This is a genomic window from Polaribacter filamentus, assembly GCF_002943715.1.
In the GTDB taxonomy this organism is placed as follows: Bacteria; Bacteroidota; Bacteroidia; order Flavobacteriales; family Flavobacteriaceae; genus Polaribacter; species Polaribacter filamentus.
Window position 1 is genome coordinate 277,191 of the sequence record NZ_MQUA01000004.1, and the last position, 18,923, is coordinate 296,113.

Here is an 18,923-nt window from a genome sequence, read left to right on the forward strand (position 1 = left end):
AACAGGTTCTATTCCCGTAATTATATTATCCAAGGTTATTTCACTTAAAATTTTGACTTGAAATATCTACTCACTTCTTGTTCGCCAGTTATTTATCTGTGTGCCTATTTTAGCACTAGTTATAAATTTTAATAATTTTTATGCTGTTTTATAAAATATTATTGTTGCCGTATAAAAGATTCAAGATTGCTTTGCTTTTAGAACCTCAACTTAATCTTAACTATTTTACAAACAGCGATAACTTAAAATAAAATTGGCTACTTTATCGTAATAAAATTATTTTAAAAAAAGCAAGGTGTCATTTAAAAAATTCATCGAATGGCACATTTTAAAAGGGTTTATCAAACTGAAAATATTTTTAATCGGACACTAATGATAAAATATTATTGAGCAAAATAAATATAAATACCAATAACAATTACACAAATAGCAATACCTGTAACTTTTAGGTATTTCCAAGGTGTAATATCTACTTGTTTTGTGTACACTTGTTCATATCCAATAGACCTTGGTCTTAATTTACCGATGATTAACATGATGATAATATTTAAGACAAATAATATTGCCATTACATGTAAAAAATGCGGATAATTTTCTGCACCAACCGCTGGTTTTATGACAAACTGACTAATGATGTACAAAACAGAACCAGAAATGATTCCAACCTTAGCGGCAATCGCAGGTACAAATTTTGTTAAATACCCTACAACAATAATGGTTAAAATAGGAATACTATAAATTCCGTTAGCTTCTTGTAGATACCCAAATAAACCATCCGAAGCATACATTAATAAAGGTGCAATAAACATCGAAACGATTGCTAAAACAATTCCAAATTTTTTACCCGCCCAAACAACTTGTTTTTCTGAAGCTTCTTTGTTGATATATGATTGATAAATGTCAATTCCGAATAAAGTTACAGAACTGTTTAAAGCGGAATTAAATGAACTTAAAATTGCCCCAAATAATACGGCTGCAAAGAAACCAACTAGGTAATTAGGCAATACTTCTGTTACTAACATTGGGTAAGCTTCATCCGGATTTGCTAATGTATTACCAAACATATGAAACGCTATAATACCAGGAAGTACTACAATTAATGGGCCTAATATTTTTATAAAGGATGCTAATAATAATCCTTTTTGACCTTCTTTTAAGTTTTTTGCTCCTAAAGCTCTTTGAATAATTGCTTGATTTGTTCCCCAATAAAAAAGTTGAACTAACATCATTCCTGTAAAAATAGTTGCAAAAGGAATCGAAGAATCAGCACCTCCAATAGAATTAAATTTTTCTGGATTTGTTTCTATTAAAGTTGATATTCCATCAGAAATACTACCATCTCCAATTGCCATCAATCCAAAAAACGGAATCATTAAACCTCCAATTAACAAACCAATAGCGTTAATTAAATCAGAAACAGCGACTGCTTTTAATCCGCCAAAAATAGCATAAATAGAACCAATTATTCCGATACCCCAAACGGTAATCCAAAGTGCAGCATTTTTAGAAACACCAAGCATTTCTGGCACACTAAACATCGAGTTTATAGCTAAAGCTCCAGAATATAATACAATAGGTAATAAAATAATTGCATATCCAGATAAGAACAAACCAGAAGTAATTGTTTTGGTCATTTTATCGTACCTGCTCTCTAAAAATTGTGGAACAGTTGTAATTCCGCCTTTTAAATATCTAGGTAGTAAAAAAACAGCAGTAACTACCATTGCTATTGCAGCTAAGGTTTCCCAAGCCATTACTAGAATTCCTTCTTTAAAAGCAGCACCATTTAAACCGACTATTTGTTCTGTCGATAAATTTGTAAGCAATAAAGAACCCGCAATAACAACGCCGGTTAAACTCCGTCCTCCAAGAAAATATCCATCCGAAGAATCTTCATCTGTGTTTCTTGTTTTTAAATAAGCGATGACTGCTACTAGAATTGTAAAACCTAAAAATGTAATGATTTGCATGTTGTTTTTGGTTGAGTTGATTATAAATTGAGTACTAAAACACAAACATAACTAATAATTGACTACAATAAGAGTATTTATTGGTCAAATATAGGGGTCTAAGTGACTCATCAAAAAGAACTATATTTTTAATTGGTTAATGCGTTTAAATAACTGCACTCATTGGTCAATCTTGCAAAACGATACCCCAAAAATAAGATTCAAAAGTTCTGTATTTAAATATAAACTGACAAGTAGAATCTATTGAGTAGTATTAAATTATTTTTTAATTTATTGATAAAAACGTATCTTCCTCAAAAAATATTAAGAATGAAGGCAATTGTATGCAATAAGTTTGGCGCACCTGATATATTACAATATCAAGAGATAGATGTGCCATCTCCAAAAGAAGGACAGCTTTTAATCACCGTAAAAGCCTGTAGTGTTAATTTTCCAGATACCTTAATTATTCAAGGAAAATATCAATTTAGGCCAGAATTCCCTTTTTCGCCCGGAAGTGATGTTGCCGGCATTGTAGCAGAAGTTGGCGAAAATGTTACACATTTTAAAGTAGGAGACGAAGTTGTTGGTTTTATTCCTTTTGGCGGTTTTGCAGAGAAAGCGATTGTAAATGCCAAAGATTGTTTCCCAAAACCAAACGGAATGTCTATGGTAAATGCATCTGCCTTTTTATTGGCTTATGGTACTTCATACCATGCGTTAAAAGACAGAGCAGATTTGCAAGAAGGAGAAACTATTTTAATTTTAGGTGCTTCGGGCGGTGTTGGTTTAACAGCTTTAGAATTGGCTAAATTGATGGGAGCAAAAGTAATTGCAGCTGCTTCTTCCGCAGAAAAATTAGAATTATGCAAACAGTTTGGTGCAGACGAAGTGATTAATTATGTTGAAGAAAGTTTAAAAGATAGGATAAAAGAAATTACAAACGGAAAAGGAGTTGATGTTATTTTCGACCCTGTTGGAGGGCATTTTTCTGAGTTAGCTTTAAGGGCAATTGCTTGGAAAGGACGACATTTAGTCATTGGTTTTGCGAATGGAGAAATTCCTAAAATTCCTATTAATTTAACGCTTTTAAAAGGTGCTAGTATTGTTGGTGTTTTTTGGGGAGCTTTTGCACAAAAAGAACCTAAAAAGAGTTTAGAAAACATTCAGCAATTATTAAAATGGTTTGCAAAAGGTGCTATAAAACCACATATTGATAAAATATATGCACTAAAAAACGGACCAATAGCCTTAGAAGATATGATGCAAAGAAAAACAAAAGGTAAAATTGTTATTGATATGGAGTTGTAATATTCTATAACGTCAACTAAAAAATAAAACTATTATGTCTTGTAATAGTTTTATTTTTTTATGCTTTATTTTTTAAAATTATTTCCTCAAAATCATCCGTTTTAACGGCGTTTAAGAATAAATCTTCAGCTTCTTTTGGTGGTGCAATTAATTTTCTTTTTGTTAAATCGATCCAAGCACCAAATACTTTTATAACTGCGGATAATTTGCCTGCTTCATTAAAAACTTCATGAACAATTTTCCAGCGTTCATTATTTGCAGAAAGTCCAGAGACTTTAATGGTTACAGAAATGTTTTCACCAATATGAATTTCTTTTCTAAAGGATGTTTCTTCTGTAAATAATATAGGTCCCAAGTTGTATTTGGTAAATTCTTTAATAGAAAAATTTTGTTCAGCAAAATAACGAACTCTTACTTCTGCAGCATATTCATTATATGCCGTGTGTCGCATGTGTCTATTTGGATCAAAATCAGACCATTTTGTGGCAAATGTTACTTGATAACTCATAAGGTGAAATTTAAAAAAAAACCTGATACTTTTTTGAAATGTATCAGGTTTTTAATTGTTGAAATTTTATATCATTAATTTTTATAATAGTAGATTTATCTCTTAATTTTAATTCACTAATAACATTTAAAGCCTCAGAAATATACATGTCTTTTGATAAATTTTTATGCCAAGAAACTCTTTTATCAGCCAAACTATTATCTGCTTTTAATAAAAGTTGCTCATATTTTGGTGATAAAAAAGTTAAATTAGATTTGTAATCAAAAACAGATTTAAACTTTTTGGCTTCTAGTTCTTTTATTTCACTGTCTTCAAAAAACTTTTTGTAGTTTAAAGAATACGAAGTTTCATCTTGGTTTTTCTTCAACCATTTAGCATACTCATTTATTAGTTGAAAGTTAGAACTCGAAGAAATTCTTTGTTTGCTATTGTAAATTACATCAGTAAAATTTGAATACGAATTTGTTTGTGTATATTTTGCTTGTGGTACTTTGTCCCAAGACAAAGCGCCGTCCAAATCGCGCTCACCAAACTTCATGTAGCTAAACCTACTTGGCATAGCAATATCTGAATAAACACCCTCTATTTGGGTGGAACCGCCATTAACTCTATAGAATTTTTGAATCGTCATTTTTAAGTATCCTAAATCAGTTTCATACTTTGGATAAAACTGATTAATTGGCAAAATATTTTGCACTGTTCCTTTTCCGTAAGTCTGATTTCCACCTAAAATAATAGCTCTTTTATAATCTTGCATTGCTGCAGCAAAAATTTCTGAAGCGGATGCAGAAAATTCATTTACTAAAATAACCACAGAACCTTCCCATTGAATTTTTGGATCTATATCATTTTTTACAACCGGATTTTCATCTCGATATTTTACTTGTACAATAGGACCTTGATCTATAAATAATCCTGATATTTCAATAGCAGTTTTTAAAGAACCACCACCATTATTTCTTAGGTCTACAATTAGGCCAACAACATTTTCTGCTTTTAATCTTTCAATTTCCTGTTCCATGTCTTTCGCAGAATCTCTAGAGTTTTTATCTTCAAAATCGATATAAAAACTTGGCAAGTCTATAATTGCATATTTTTTACCGTTTTTTTCTACAATACTAGATTTTACATACGTTTCGTCTAGTTCAACTACATCTCTAATAATGGAAATTACTTTAATAGAACCGTCTAATTTTTTCTTTACTGTTAATTTAACTTCTGTTCCTTTTTTACCTTTAATAAATTTTATGGCATCATCTAAACGCATCCCAACAATATCTAAAGGCTCTTTATCTCCTTGGGCAACTTTTAAGATAATATCTTCTGGTTCAAGGTCTCCTTGTTTTGATGCAGGACCGCCAGCAACCAATTCAAAAACATGCGTGTAAATTCCTTTTTTTTGTAAACGAGCTCCAATTCCCTCTAATTTACCCGATATATCTTGATCAAATTTATCCTTAATGTTTGGAGACATATAGGTTGTATGCGGGTCAAATGCACCAACAACCGAGTTTAAAAAAGTAGTAAACCAATCATCGCTTTCTAACTCTTCGATTCGGATGTACAATTCATCCATATTTTTTAGAACCTCTGCTCTCGCTTCTTTTTCTAAAGTTGTAAAAGACTTTACTTTAAAATTTTTATCTTTTTTTACTTTTTCTTTTTGAAGTTCCGTCTGTTCTTGAATTCTCCCTAAAGTTTGTAACTTTAATTGTTTTCTCCAATAATCGATTAATTGATTGTTGTTTTTTGCAAATGAAACTTTTTCATAATCAATGTCTATAGTTTCGTCTTTTGAAAAATCAAAAGGTTGCTTTAATAAAGATCCATAATACGATTTTGCTTTCTTTATTTCAGCTAAAAATCGATTATAAACTAAGTTGTAAAAACTTAAATCATCCTTTAATAGTTGATTGTCAATTTGATATTTGTATTTAGAAAAGTCCTTTAAATCTTCTTGTGTAAAGTACCTTTTACTTGGGTCTAAACCATCAATAAAAGATTTGTATACTATTTCAGAAAAATCATCATTCAATTCTTTTGCAACAAAATGGCCGCGTGTTAAAATATTTTTTAACACATAAATTAAAACTTTATCTTTCTCTGGATCAGAATTTAAAAAGCTATTTTTTTGTGATGCATTTATTGCAAAACTATTTATTAATAAGGTAATGGCTAAAAATATAGTACTAAACTTAAATCTCGTTTTCATAAATCTACGATCGTTTTTAATTATTTATTAATTTCAGACTACTAAAATAGTACCGAAAATTTTAATTTTATAATTTTACATAAAAATAGACATTTTTATTCTTTACAAAATGTTAAAAAGAATATTGTTTAAAATAAATTACATTTGCTTAAAAGAATAAAAATCTAGTATTTCAAGTTTAGTTTTATGATATAAACAATCATAAACTTTGAATCTTAAACCTATAAATTATGCAAGAAAGACCTTTAATTTTAATAACAAATGATGACGGAATTACAGCTCCAGGTATTAGAGCACTCATCAAAATAATGAATAAAATTGGAGAGGTTGTTGTGGTCGCTCCGGATAGTCCGCAAAGCGGTATGGGACATGCAATTACGGTTGATAATGTTTTAACGTGCAACCCAATTACCATTGATGATGGTCCGCAATTGGAATATACGTGCTCTGGAACTCCTGCCGATTGTGTAAAAATGGCAATTAGTGAGATTTTAAATAAAAAACCAGATTTGTGTGTTTCTGGGATAAATCATGGTTCAAATTCTTCTATAAATGTTATTTATTCAGGAACGATGAGTGCTGCAATTGAAGCCGGTATAGAAGGTGTTCCTGCAATTGGTTTTTCGTTATTAGATTTTAAATGGCACGCAGATTTTAAGCCAGCAGAAGAATTTATTAAAAGGATCACTTTAAATACGTTGTTAAATGGCCTGCCTGAAGGAATTGTTTTAAATGTAAATATTCCTAATTTAAAAGCGGATGAAATAAATGGCATAAAAATTTGTAGACAAGCAAATGGTGTTTGGAAAGAGATTTTTGACAAACGTAAAAGTCCTTTCGGAAAAGAATATTATTGGCTTTCAGGCGAATTTATCAATAAAGATAAGGGGCAAGATACAGATGTATATGCTTTAGAAAACGGTTATATTTCAATTGTACCTGTTCAGTTTGATTTAACGGCACATCACATGATTCAAAAATTAAACTCTTGGGAACTATAAAAAAAGACATTCTTATTGGTGCATTAATTTCACTTTTTGCAACTGCAGCAGGAATTTTCTTGTACCTAGAATATTTTTCAAAGAACAATCTTAATGAAACGTTTAGGATGATTCAAGAGGGTGGTTTATTAGGAAAAATTTTGTCATTAGCGGCAATTCCTAATTTATTTGTCTTCTTTATTTTTATCAGAAAGAAACAAGATAATAGAGCAAAAGGCGTTTTATTTATTACAATTTTAATCGCTTTAACAACATTAATTTTAAAGTTTTTCTAAATGAAATATTACATTATTGCGGGAGAAGCTTCTGGAGATTTACATGGTGCTAATTTAATGAAAGAATTGTACAAAGAAGATGTACAAGCAGATATTCGCTTTTGGGGCGGAGATTTAATGCAAAATGTTGGCGGAACTTTAGTAAGTCACTATAAAGAAAGAGCCTTTATGGGCTTTTTTGAAGTGTTAAAAAACCTCTCAAAAGTGTTGGGTTTTATGAAATTTTGTAAAAAAGATATTGCGCAATTTAAACCAGATATACTTATTTTTATAGATAATTCTGGTTTTAATTTACGTATTGCAAAATGGGCAAAACAGCAAGGTTTTAGAACGAATTATTATATTTCTCCGCAAGTTTGGGCAAGCAGAGCAAGTAGGGTTCAAGATATTAAAAGAGATGTCGATAAAATGTTTGTGATTCTTCCTTTTGAAAAAGAATTTTATAAAAAATACGATTATGAAGTTTCGTTTGTGGGTCATCCTTTAATTGACGCTATTGCTGATAGAAATCAAGTTGATATTCATAAATTTAGAATAGAACACAATTTAGGAACCAAACCAATAATAGCACTATTACCAGGAAGTAGAAAACAGGAAATTACAAAAATGCTTGCGGTAATGTTGTCTTTGGTTGGTGACTTTTCTGAATATGAATTTGTAATTGCAGGTGCACCAAGCCAGGATTTTTCTTTTTATCAGCAAATAATTGGTGATAGAAAAGTGTGTTTTATCAACAATAAAACCTACGATTTATTAAGTATTTCATTTGCGGCTTTAGTAGCTTCAGGAACTGCAACTTTAGAAACAGCCTTGTTTAAAGTGCCGCAAGTAGTTTGTTATAAAGGTGGTACAATTTCGTATCAAATTGCTAAAAGAATTATCACTTTAAAATTTATTTCTTTGGTAAATTTAATCATGGATAAAGAAGTTGTGACAGAATTAATACAAAATAATTTTAAAAAAGAAAATTAGTAGTAGCATTGCGAAAAATTTTAGATTCTAAGAATCGAGAAAAATTATTTTTAGAATATTTTGAATTAGAGAAAATTTTAGGAGGTAAAGGAGCATCAAAAAAAGTAGCAAAATCTATATACGAACGCATTAAAAATTAAATTTAAATGAAAAAAATAAGCTTTACCTGTTGGGTATTCTTGTTGATACTGAGTTCTTGCGGAACTGTAAGTTCGTTAATTATAGATCCAAGTAAAGAAATTTCAGTAAAGGATAAAGTTGTTTACAATGCCTTGCAATTTGAAGGTGTAAAATATAGAAGAGGGGGCGTTACTACGGATGGTTTTGATTGTTCAGGTCTTGTTTATAGGTCTTTTAGTATAGAAAATGTTCTATTGCCAAGACAGTCAATGTATATGGCAAATAAAGGGGTTGCAATTGCATTAGACCAAGTTAAAAAAGGCGATTTATTATTTTTTATTACGGGTAGAAAAAGTAAAAACATTAATCATGTTGGCCTAATAGTTTCTGTAGAAGCGAATGAAATAAATTTTATACACTCCACAAATGGCAGAGGAGTTGTTATTTCTAGTTTGTCAGAAAAATACTGGAAAAACGCTTTTTTAAAAGCTACAAAAGTTTTATAGTATTTTAAAAATATTTTTGTAACTTTAGTTCGCTATGAAAAGGTTACTTAATTATTTACCCTTACACTTTGTTGGATTTCTTATTTTAGGAATTTACACGCAATTTTTTCACCAATTTTGGCAATTTGGTTTCCTAAAATTATTCTTTTTAATTGCTTCGATTTCTTTATTTTTGCGGATTGTGAGGCATAAGAAAATAGTAACATTGCTGTCCTTTATTTTGTTCTTTTTTATTGGTGTCTCTGCTACTTATTTTGACAATGATTCAAATTATAGCAGCTATTATCAGAATCATTTAAAAGAAACTTCTGCTCTAATTTTAAAGATTGATAAAGTTTTAAAATCGGGTTATTATCATGATAAATATGAGGTTAAAATCATACAAATTGATGCCGTAAAAACTATAGGAAAAGTATTATTAAATGTGGCAAAAGACAGCTCAACAACAGCCTTAAAAGTTGATGAGTTATTCGTCGTGAATTCAAGTTTTCAAACGTTAAATCCGTCGTTAAATCCGCATCAATTTAACTACAAAAACTATCTAGAAAGACAAGGGATTTATCAACAGTTATTTTTGGAAAATCAGCAATTTAAAAGAATAGGTTTTCAAGGTTTTTCTTTGTTGGGGATTTCAGAAAAATTTAGGGATAGAATCCAAGAGTCACTTGAAAAATTTAATTTTAAAGCGGATGAATTAGCAGTTATAAATGCATTGCTGTTAGGACAAAGACAAGATATTTCTAAAGAACTAATTGCAGATTACACAAGAGCAGGAGCCATACATATTTTAGCAGTTTCGGGTTTGCATGTGGGTATCATTTTGCTCATTTTATCATGGATTTTTAAACCTTTAGAAAGACTAAAAAAAGGAAAATTTATCAAAACAATTTTAGTGGTTTTATTTCTTTGGATGTTTGCCTTTATAGCGGGACTTTCTGCATCTGTGGTTCGAGCAGTAACAATGTTTACTTTTTTGGCAGTTGGTTTGGCTTTTCAAAGAAAAAATGTGATTGAGTTTTCATTGATTTCTTCCATGTTTTTCTTGTTAGTTTTAAAGCCTATGTTTTTGTTTGATGTTGGTTTTCAACTAAGTTATTTAGCTGTTTTTGGTATTATTTGGATACAACCAAGATTGTATAAAGGTTACAAACCAAGGTTTAAAATAGTTGATAAATTTTGGCAATTAATTACGGTTTCTTTTGCCGCTCAAGTTGGTGTTTTACCGCTTAGTTTATTTTATTTTCATCAGTTTCCAAGTTTGTTTTGGTTGTCTAATTTGATAATCATTCCTTTTTTAGGAGCGATTTTAATTGGTGGAATTTTAATTATTTTCTTTTCGTTAATTGGTTTTTTACCTCAGTTTTTAGGAACGTTTTACGGATTTGTAATTTCATTAATGAACAACTTTGTAGGATGGATTTCTAAACAAGAACAGTTTTTATGGAAAGAGATTTCTATGTCTTTCTTTTTGATGGTTTCGTGCTATATTTTTGTGATTTTTGCTGCGCGTTTTTTAATTGATAAATCGGCTAGAAAGTTGATCTATTTTTTAATTTCAATACTAATTATACAAAGCGTTCTAGTGTTTGAAACACATCAAAAGAAAATAAAGAAGGAGTTTATTGTTTTTCATAAAAGTAGAAATTCTGTAATCGGAATTAGAACAGGACAAAAGCTATTAGTGCATCATGATTTAGATAGTTTGGGTATTCAAAAATCAAACTTTATAACTTCCTATAGAATTGGAGAAAATGTAGATCAAGCTTTTAATATGAATATCCCCTCCTTTTTTGAATTTGAAAAACAGCAAATTTTAGTCATTGATAGCATAGGAATTTATCAACTTAAAGGCTTGAAAAACCCAATTGTTATTTTGCAATATTCACCTAAAATAAATTTAGAAAGATTGATTAAAATAATCAATCCTAAACAAATTATTGCAGACGGTAATAATTATAAAACTTTTGTAAATAGGTGGAAAGTTATCTGTGAAAATGAAAAAACTCCATTTTATTACACAGGTATAAATGGAGCATTTGTATATGACAAAGAATAAAAATATTAACTTTTAAATTTGGGTATAAAAGCTTTTTTATATTCATTAAATTTTTCTTGACTTGTAAACTGGATGTGTTTGTCGTCTAAGAGCATTTTAAGATAAAACTCAAGTTGCTGTGGTTTATAAAAACCTTTTAGAGGAAGTACAAAATTGCCTTGTTCATCTAAAAAGGCAATTGTAGGATAGGCATTTATTCCCATAAAGTTCGCAAATTCATGAGAACTATTTCTTTTGTTTGCCTTCGTTTCATCGTAGTTAGGATTACCATAAGAATCTTCTTTATAATTGACGGTTTCATTTCCTTCTCCATTAAATTTCACTGCATAATAATGTTCATTAACATACGTTGCAACATCTTGGTTTTGAAAAGTTTCTTTGTCTAAAAGTTTACAAGGTCCGCACCAATTTGTATACACATCCATCATTATTTTTTTAGGATTTTCTTTCTGAAGTTCTAAAGCTTTATTTAAAGAAAGCCATTTTATTTCTTGTGATGTCGCTTTTAAACTAAACGCTAAAATGGTTAAAAGTAAAATTATTTTATTCATGGGTATGATTTCTCAAATTAGTTGCTAAATTTACAATAAAAAGATTTTCTTAAAGATTTTTAAAATCAGAAAAACCTCACAAATTTTTGTTTATGAGGTTTTGATTGATGTTTTTTTAGTGTACGTTACCTAGTAGTTTCTTCATTAATGGAGAAAATAATAATACGATTGCGCCAGCTCCAATTGCATATAAAGCAATTAAGTGAAAGCCATCTGTATAGATTTCTAATGTATCTAAAGGATTAATAACGCGTCCTTCTATATTTTCTACAGCCAATTGTTCAGAAATAAAACCTACAATTTGAAAAGCAAAAGCAGATGATAGAAACCAAACTCCCATCATAAAAGCTACAATATTTTTTGGTGATAAATCTGTAATTTTAGATAATCCAACAGGAGACATAAATAACTCCCCAATAGAAATAATAAAATACATTGCAAATAAATAGTAGAAAGGAACCATTCCGTTTTCATTTGCGCTTGCACCACTTATAGATAGAATGTAGAAACTTGCACCGGCTAAAAGTAATCCTAAACCAAATTTATAAGGAGTTCTTGGGTTCATTTTCTTTTTAGATAAATAACCCCATAAAAGTGAAATAGGAATTGCTAAAATGATAATGAACATTGAATTTAATCCGTTTGTTTGACTAGCGCTCATAATACCATCTAGATCAACATTTCTTGACGCAAATAAAGTAATTACACTACCGGACAATTCATGAAAACCCCAGAAAAGTGTCATGAAAAAGGTAATTAAAACCGCCATAAATAACTTTTTTCGAGCTTCATTGGTTTTTAAATTATAAATAATATACCCAAGATATACTAAAACAGCTACACCTATAAATTTAAAAATTCCACTAACATAATTATGTTTCCATGAAGCCAATAACCAAGCTATTCCAGGAGCACATAAAAATGCAATAATTGGAATTAGTGTTTTTTGAGGAATACCTATTATTTTTTTCTCATAAACTTCTTTACTTGGTGGCATTCCTTTGTCACCAAAAACATTAGTTTTTATTCCTCTCCAAAATACAATCAGTCCAGTTAACATTCCCACTCCTGCCAATCCAAACCCATAATGATACCCATATTTAAGAGCTAATAGTCCACACAAAAATGGCGCAACCATACCTCCAATATTAATTCCCATATAGAAAATAGTAAAACCAGAATCTTTTCTAACATCTCCTTCTTTATATAAAGCCCCAACAAAAGTCGAGATATTTGGTTTAAAAAAGCCATTACCAACTACAATTAAAGCCAATGCTAAAAAGAACGCAATATCATTTTCTACAGCTAAAATAAAATGACCTAAAGCCATTAAAATTCCACCTAAAAAAATTGAAGCTCTCATTCCTAGTATTTTATCAGAAATTTGCCCACCAATTACGGTTGAAGCATACACTAAAGAACCATAAGATGCATAAACTACCGCAGATGCAGTATCTCGCTCAACAATGGCATTAAATATTTTTTCTACCATGTAAAGCATTAATAATGCTCTCATACCATAGAAACTAAAACGTTCCCAAAGTTCTGCAAAGAACAAATAAAATAATCCTTTTGGATGACCGAACAATTGTTGTTCTTCTGTTGAAATAATTGATTTTGACATATATGTATCCTTTATTTTTGGTTATTAGTGTTCATTAAATATTTGTTACTAAAATTAGTCTTTTTTAAAAACAAATTCAAAAGCGTATTCCTTCCTTTTATCATCCTAGTATTTTTATTTAGAATACTAAATAGGTCAAATTTTTTCAAGAATAATTTCTTTTAATTTTTTATTCTGTGAAGTTAAAGTTGATATAATTTATAAAAAAGTATACTTGTTATTAAAACTAAAAATTGGTTCACTTAGATATTGAATTATTAAAACTTTGCCAAGTTTACGGAAAAATTTATGAAAAACAGCTTTAAAAATTGGATTCTATTGCAGCCTTAGGGTAGTTAATTCATTTATTTTTTTGAGATGAAACAAGTAAAGCTGATTCCATCAATAAAAAAATCTCGATAAATTATTAATTTATCGAGATTTAACTGCACTGATTAAAGCTTATTTCTTATTAGAATCCTATTTTTTTGATTCTGAATCATTAGAGTCTCCAACAATTAAGGGCGTTTTACCATCTGTAATTATAACTTTTGCATTTGCAGATCTTGCTAATTCTCTAAAAGCTTCAATTGCTTTGATTCTTATAATTTCGCTTGTTAAACCTTCCGCAATAATAAGTTGCGCATCTCTTTCTCCTTTTGCATTTATTATTTTCCTTTGTGCTTCTAATGTTTCCTGATCTAAAACAAAGGTCATTCGCATTGCATCTTGTTCTGCTTGTAATTTTCTTTCTATAGAACTTGCCAAGCCACTAGGTAATTGAATTCTTTTTAATAAAACAGCTATAAGTTCTATGCCATTTGCTTGTTTTTCAATATTTACCATCATCTTGTCTAAGATTTCACTTTCTATTTTTGCCCTCATACCAGAATGCATGTCTTTTGCAAAAAATTGAGCACAAACATCCGAAGCAGCAGATCTAAAGACACTTGTAATTACAGATTCGTAGTCTTTTCCTAAATTTTCAAGAACAGAGGCAACTTTATTTGCTTGCAATCTGTAAAGTATAGATATTTCAGAATTTACACTCAAACCTTCTTTACTAGGCAAGCTTAAAACTAATTTTATATTACTGGTTTTTGTAGATTCTTTAATTACTCTGCTTACTAAAGGGTTATAAATGATGGTGCCTTGGGTTTTAACTTCTTTAGAAAACTTTCCTAAAGTTTGTTTAATTCCTACTTCTCCCGGTCTTACTACTGCGCAACTTGAAAGTATAAATATTCCTAAAAGTGCTACTAAACTTATATTTTTCATGATTTCTATATTTAGATTTACTCAAAGATAAATTATTGAATATGTAAAAAGTGTGGATATATATTAAACTTAATTATAATAAACATTAAATATTTTTATTAAAAATGTAATCTTTTTGCAAAAATTAGTAATAAATTAACAGATAATAATTATTTTTTTGTGCAATTTAGACGGGTAAGATTTTATTTTTAAAAAGCCTGGATCAGAAATCAATAAAATAAATGAAGCCAATTTTTTGAAGATTAACATATCTTTGCTTTTCTAAGAAAAAAGAACATAGATGTCTAAGATTATTTCTGGGTTTTCCAAATTATCAAAAAAAGAAAAAATTGAATGGTTAACTAAAAACTACTTTCATAATCAAACAGAAACTGTAAATATTATTAAGCAATACTGGAATATTGACACCGATTTACAAGAACTTCACGATGATTTTATAGAAAACACCATTTCTAATTTCTATATGCCTTATGGTGTTGCGCCTAATTTTGTTATAAATGATCGTGAATATGTAATTCCAATGGTTGTTGAAGAGAGTTCTGTGGTTGCCGCAGCTTCTTTAGTGGCGAAGTTTTGGAGCACAAGAGGAGGTTTTAAAACAAAAGTGTTTGGTACTAAAAAAATTGGTCAAGTTCATTTTATGTTTGCGGGTGATAAAAAGGATTTAGAAAATTATTTCAATAAAAATAAAACGGAACTATTTGCTGCGACTGCTTCTATTACTAAAAATATGGAAAAGCGTGGTGGTGGAATTTTAGCCATCAATTTGATTGATAAAACCGATAAATTGCCTAATTATTATCAATTGCACATCACTTTTGAAACGAAAGATTCGATGGGTGCAAACTTTATAAACTCCTGTTTAGAGGCGATTGCAAAAAAGTTTGAAAACGAACATATAGAAATTGTGATGAGCATTCTCTCTAATTTCGTTCCAGAATGTTTGGTTAGAGCAGAAGTGAGTTGTAAGATTGATGAGTTGGGAGGAGAAAACCCGCAGAAATTTGCAGAGAAATTTTACCAAGCAGTAAAAATTGCTGAAATAGAACCTTATAGAGCAGTAACTCATAATAAAGGGATTATGAACGGAATTGACGCTGTCGTTCTCGCTACAGGAAATGATTTTAGAGCAATCGAAGCTGGCGCACATGCGTATGCATCAAAATCCGGACAGTATACAAGTTTATCTCATTGTTCTATAGATAACGGAATTTTTAAATTTTGGATTGAAATCCCGCTAGCTTTAGGAACTGTAGGAGGCTTAACGGCCTTACATCCAATGGCAAAACTTTCTTTAGAAATGTTGCAAAAACCATCGGCAAGAACGTTGATGCAAATTATAGCCGCCGCAGGTTTAGCGCAGAATTTTGCAGCTTTAAGAGCGTTAACAACGAAAGGAATTCAGCATGGACACATGAAAATGCACTTACAAAATATTCTAAATCAGTTTGAAGCAAACGAAGCAGAGAAGGAAATAATTACCGCTTATTTTGATAAAAGAACAGTTTCACATTCTGCTGTAGTAGAAAAATTAAATTCGTTAAGAAAGCCTAAAATTAATTGGATTAATTTTTTGGATGAAAATTTAGTTAGAACTCATTTATCAAAATTAAATACAATTTCTGAACCTAATTTTGGTTCGATGAATGCACAACAAATGATCGAACATTTAAGTGCAGTAACTCAAATTGCAAATGGTAATTGGGTTGTAAATAGGTTTGTTTCTGATGAAAAGACCGCTCGTAGAAAACCATTTTTAAATACGGATGCCGAATTACAAATAGGTTTTAAAGCATCTTTTTTAGAGGAAGAACCAAATGAATTAAAATTTAATTCTATTCAAGAAGCAATTGATGATTTGTTAGGTCAGGTAGCAATTTTTGTAAAAGTTTTTACTGATGATGATAAAAGAACTGTGGTTCATCCATTTTTTGGAGAGTTAAATTTTGACGATTGGCAAAAGTTTCAAGTAAAACATTTTACGCATCATTTTAAGCAATTTGGTTTGTTGTAATTGGTTAGCAATGGGTTTTAACTTTTATAAAATATTGTATACATTTTGTTTGGAGTACAAAAAGCAGAATTCCTTTTTTAGCAACAAAAGCGGTCATGGAGAAGGTATAGTTTCATAGAAAAGAGAAAGGATTTTATAAACGGATATTCTGAGCATTGTCATTGTTTAGTTTCTCTTGGTGTTGATCAGATAATTCAAAAAGTGACGCAATTCCGCAGAATTCAAATCAAAAAAATGGTAATTAATTGAAAGTAGTTTATCAATATAAAAAAATGAAAAACTTTTACTCAAACGGAAAATTATTATTAACAGGAGAATATTTGGTGCTAGATGGCGCAAAATCATTAGCGCTGCCCACGAAATTTGGACAAGATTTAATTGTTGAAAAAATTAAAGAGCCTCAATTAATTTGGGGTAGTTTTACACATTCTGGAGAGTGTTGGTTTGAAGCTGTTTTTGATATACAGAAACTATGTTTAGTCAATTGTACTTTTAATTCGGATAAAGAAGGAAATGCAGATTTGATAGCAGAAACGTTGTTGGATATTTTAAAAGAAGCCAAAAATTTGAATCCAGCGTTTTTAACTTCGGACGAAGGTTTTGTAGTAAAAGCAACACTTACTTTTCCGAGAAATTGGGGGTTGGGAAGTTCATCAACTTTAATAAATTCTATTGCTAGTTGGGCAAAAGTAGATGCTTTTAAGTTATTATGGAATTCCTTTAAAGGAAGCGGCTATGATATTGCTTGTGCACAAAATGATTGTCCTATTTTTTATCAAATTAAAGGTGAAGAACCAACTATAAAAAAAGTAGAATTCAATCCAATTTTTAAAGATAATTTGTTTTTTGTACATTTAAATCAGAAACAAGATTCTAAAGAAGGGATTGCAAAATATAGAGAATATCTCGATTCCGCTCGTTATGACCTTCAAGGAAAAATAAAAAGAATTTCAGCGATTTCTGATGAATTTTTATCAGCAAAATCGATAGAAGGTTTTAATCAATTAATAGTTGAACATGAACAAATTATCAGTTCAATTATTAAACTAAAACCGGTAAAAGAGAAATTGTTTCCAGATTATTCTGGAGAAATAAAAAGTTTAGGCGCTTGGGGAGGAGATTTTGTGTTGGTAACAGGAAATGAATCAACACCAGCGTATTTTAAAAATAAAGGATTTGAAACCATTATTTCTTATTCGGAAATGGTTTTATAATGAATATTTTAGGTCTGGACTGCGCTCGACCTGACAAGTAATATACTAAATATCTCCTCAAGCATTACTGGAATCAAATTGTAATTTGATTGGAAGTACAAAACGCAGTTTTTTGAGAGGTGTAAACAATATAAAGAAATGAACAAAATAATAATTATTGGAGGTGGAGCAGCTGGTTATTTCACAGCAATTAACGCAAAAGAAAATAATCCTGATTTAGATATTATCATCCTTGAAAAAGGAAACGATGTTTTACAAAAAGTAAGAATTTCTGGTGGCGGAAGATGTAATGTTACACATGCATGTTTTACACCAAAAGAACTCTGTGAATTTTATCCTAGGGGAGAAAAAGAATTATTGGGACCTTTTCATCAATTTATGACAGGCGATACTTTCGAGTGGTTTGAAAACAGAGGAATTCCGTTGAAGATCGAAGATGATAATCGTGTTTTTCCAGAAGCAAATACGAGTCAGGCGATTATAGATTGCTTTCAAAATGCTATTGATAACCTAGGGATTAAAGTGTTCACAAACTGCGGAGTAAATTCAGTTTATCAACAAGAAAATAAATGGGTTATCAACACAAAAGAGAAAAATTTTGAAGCTGATAAAGTAGTTATTGCTGCAGGTAGTTCTAAACGTATTTGGGATTTGTGTGAAACATTAGATCACACGATTATTGAGCCTGTTCCTTCTTTATTTACTTTTAATATCAATGATAAAAGATTGGTAGATTTATTGGGGACTTCTGTTCAGAATGCAACTGTGAAAATTGTAGGTACAAAATTAGAAGCTTCAGGGCCTTTGCTAATTACACATTGGGGAATGAGTGGGCCAGCAGTTTTGAAATTATCTGCCTTTGGAGCTAGAATCTTAGCAGACAAAAAGTATCAATACAATGTGGAGGTAAATTGGTTGTCAAGACCAACTGAAAAGGTCTTAAATGTGCTCTTAAATTTAAAAAAGAAAGAACCTCGTAAAACGGTGATTTTAAAATCACCATTTACAGAAATTTCTAAAAGATTATGGGAACGTTTTGTGGCAGCATCAGATATAAGAATTGGTCAAAATTGGGCAGATTTAAATAGCGCACAGCTAGAAAATTTAGCAAATCAATTAACAAAAGGAATTTTTAACGCAAACGGAAGAACAACTTTTAAAGATGAATTTGTTACTGCAGGCGGAATCGATTTAAAAGAAATAGATTTTAAACGTTTTGAAAGTAGAAAGCATACGAACCTCTTTTTTGTTGGTGAAGTTTTAAATATTGACGCAGTTACTGGTGGATTTAATTTCCAGAACGCTTGGACTAGCGGCTTTATTTGTGCGAAAGCTTTGGCAGAAAAATAGGTG

Annotated in this window: 14 protein-coding genes and 2 pseudogenes; 10 read left to right on the forward strand and 6 right to left on the reverse strand. The window is 30.2% G+C overall.

The window, feature by feature from the left end:
- Nucleotides 1-383 precede the first annotated feature (383 nt).
- A complete protein-coding gene (locus tag BST83_RS01215) occupies nucleotides 384-1,970 on the reverse strand; it encodes a solute:sodium symporter family transporter (RefSeq protein WP_104808215.1) in 1,587 nt (528 codons plus the stop codon).
- 309 nt (nucleotides 1,971-2,279) lie between these two features.
- Between BST83_RS01215 and BST83_RS01220 the strand changes: the two genes are divergently transcribed.
- Nucleotides 2,280-3,260, forward strand: coding sequence for an NADPH:quinone oxidoreductase family protein (locus BST83_RS01220; RefSeq protein WP_104808216.1), 981 nt, complete (start codon nucleotides 2,280-2,282; stop codon nucleotides 3,258-3,260).
- 58 nt (nucleotides 3,261-3,318) lie between these two features.
- Here the strand turns inward: BST83_RS01220 and BST83_RS01225 are convergent, their stop codons facing one another.
- Nucleotides 3,319-3,768, reverse strand: coding sequence for an acyl-CoA thioesterase (locus tag BST83_RS01225; RefSeq protein ID WP_104808217.1), 450 nt, complete (start codon nucleotides 3,766-3,768; stop codon nucleotides 3,319-3,321).
- A gap of 43 nt (nucleotides 3,769-3,811) precedes the next feature.
- The gene (locus BST83_RS01230; RefSeq protein WP_104808218.1) at nucleotides 3,812-5,980 is read right to left on the reverse strand and encodes a carboxy terminal-processing peptidase; all 2,169 of its coding nucleotides are present in this window, start codon (nucleotides 5,978-5,980) and stop codon (nucleotides 3,812-3,814) included.
- 230 nt (nucleotides 5,981-6,210) lie between these two features.
- On the opposite strand from BST83_RS01230, the gene surE reads away from it, so the two are divergent.
- The 5 genes and pseudogenes from surE to BST83_RS01255 all read left to right on the forward strand — a co-directional run bounded on the left by surE (nucleotide 6,211) and on the right by BST83_RS01255 (nucleotide 10,910).
- The gene (gene surE / locus BST83_RS01235) at nucleotides 6,211-6,981 is read left to right on the forward strand and encodes a 5'/3'-nucleotidase SurE (RefSeq protein ID WP_104808219.1); all 771 of its coding nucleotides are present in this window, start codon (nucleotides 6,211-6,213) and stop codon (nucleotides 6,979-6,981) included.
- Complete coding sequence (locus BST83_RS01240) at nucleotides 6,969-7,256, forward strand: hypothetical protein (protein WP_104808220.1); 288 nt, start codon at nucleotides 6,969-6,971, stop codon at nucleotides 7,254-7,256. Before surE ends, BST83_RS01240 begins: the two co-directional genes overlap by 13 nt.
- Nucleotides 7,257-8,368, forward strand: a pseudogene (lpxB, locus tag BST83_RS01245) (lipid-A-disaccharide synthase). It begins immediately after the preceding gene.
- Nucleotides 8,369-8,374: 6 nt separating this feature from the next.
- Nucleotides 8,375-8,854: a C40 family peptidase gene (locus tag BST83_RS01250; protein WP_104808221.1), complete on the forward strand. Its 480-nt coding sequence runs from the start codon at nucleotides 8,375-8,377 to the stop codon at nucleotides 8,852-8,854.
- A gap of 34 nt (nucleotides 8,855-8,888) precedes the next feature.
- Nucleotides 8,889-10,910, forward strand: coding sequence for a ComEC/Rec2 family competence protein (locus BST83_RS01255; protein ID WP_104808222.1), 2,022 nt, complete (start codon nucleotides 8,889-8,891; stop codon nucleotides 10,908-10,910).
- A gap of 5 nt (nucleotides 10,911-10,915) precedes the next feature.
- On the opposite strand, the gene BST83_RS01260 is transcribed toward BST83_RS01255, so the two are convergent.
- The 3 genes from BST83_RS01260 to BST83_RS01270 form a co-directional block, all read right to left on the reverse strand.
- Entirely contained in the window at nucleotides 10,916-11,461 is a 546-nt protein-coding gene (locus tag BST83_RS01260) for a thioredoxin family protein (protein ID WP_104808223.1), read from the reverse strand.
- Between the two features lie 115 nt (nucleotides 11,462-11,576).
- Nucleotides 11,577-13,085, reverse strand: a complete 1,509-nt coding sequence (locus BST83_RS01265) for a peptide MFS transporter (protein WP_104808224.1) — start codon at nucleotides 13,083-13,085, stop codon at nucleotides 11,577-11,579.
- A gap of 459 nt (nucleotides 13,086-13,544) precedes the next feature.
- Nucleotides 13,545-14,342, reverse strand: a complete 798-nt coding sequence (locus BST83_RS01270) for a prohibitin family protein (protein ID WP_104808225.1) — start codon at nucleotides 14,340-14,342, stop codon at nucleotides 13,545-13,547.
- A 280-nt stretch (nucleotides 14,343-14,622) separates the two neighbouring features.
- Between BST83_RS01270 and BST83_RS01275 the strand changes: the two are divergent.
- The 4 genes and pseudogenes from BST83_RS01275 to BST83_RS01285 form a co-directional block, all read left to right on the forward strand.
- Nucleotides 14,623-15,891 (forward strand): annotated as a pseudogene (locus BST83_RS01275) (hydroxymethylglutaryl-CoA reductase, degradative); the annotation flags it as partial.
- A gap of 108 nt (nucleotides 15,892-15,999) precedes the next feature.
- The gene (locus tag BST83_RS20275; RefSeq protein ID WP_240614599.1) at nucleotides 16,000-16,356 is read left to right on the forward strand and encodes a DUF1569 domain-containing protein; all 357 of its coding nucleotides are present in this window, start codon (nucleotides 16,000-16,002) and stop codon (nucleotides 16,354-16,356) included.
- 272 nt (nucleotides 16,357-16,628) lie between these two features.
- Entirely contained in the window at nucleotides 16,629-17,570 is a 942-nt protein-coding gene (locus BST83_RS01280) for a GYDIA family GHMP kinase (protein ID WP_104808227.1), read from the forward strand.
- A 138-nt stretch (nucleotides 17,571-17,708) separates the two neighbouring features.
- Nucleotides 17,709-18,920: a BaiN/RdsA family NAD(P)/FAD-dependent oxidoreductase gene (locus BST83_RS01285; RefSeq protein WP_104808228.1), complete on the forward strand. Its 1,212-nt coding sequence runs from the start codon at nucleotides 17,709-17,711 to the stop codon at nucleotides 18,918-18,920.
- The last annotated feature ends 3 nt before the right edge of the window (nucleotides 18,921-18,923 follow it).